Source organism: Paenibacillus sp. PL91 (genome assembly GCF_012935325.2).
In the GTDB taxonomy this organism is placed as follows: Bacteria; Bacillota; Bacilli; order Paenibacillales; family Paenibacillaceae; genus Pristimantibacillus.
Window position 1 is genome coordinate 1 of sequence record NZ_JABBYG020000089.1, and the last position, 408, is coordinate 408.

General features: G+C 38.2%; 1 protein-coding gene. It reads right to left on the reverse strand.

What is annotated here, in order from left to right:
• A partial coding sequence (locus HI950_RS35490) for a GNAT family N-acetyltransferase (RefSeq protein WP_169091797.1) occupies positions 1 to 408 on the reverse strand: 408 nt, incomplete at both ends.

Here is a 408-nt window from a genome sequence, read left to right on the forward strand (position 1 = left end):
TTTCTTTGTATTGTGTAATTACCTGCTTCCAAAATTCATACGCGCTCTTATTAGCAAATGTCTGTCGCACCTCCCATACACCACAGTACTGTTCAAACAGTGAGTAAGCAACTTTCCTACCTACTCCTTTGCGCCTGTATTTCCTCATAATAAAGAATTCACTTATTGTGTTTGTTTTTTCAGCAGTACTCAGTTTCATATATTCTTTTGGAACATCGAGGCTAATCAAAACAAAGCCCACAATCTCCCCATCCACTTTGACTAAAAAAGGACGTCGATATTCATCTGTCCACTGATGATCGAAGTATTTGTATAAGTACAGCCCATGGTTGTTTAATACGTGTCCGTCAAATTCGCTACTGTCGTAACGATATAGCTGAATGAGATTGTAAAGTACTGTCTTCTCTT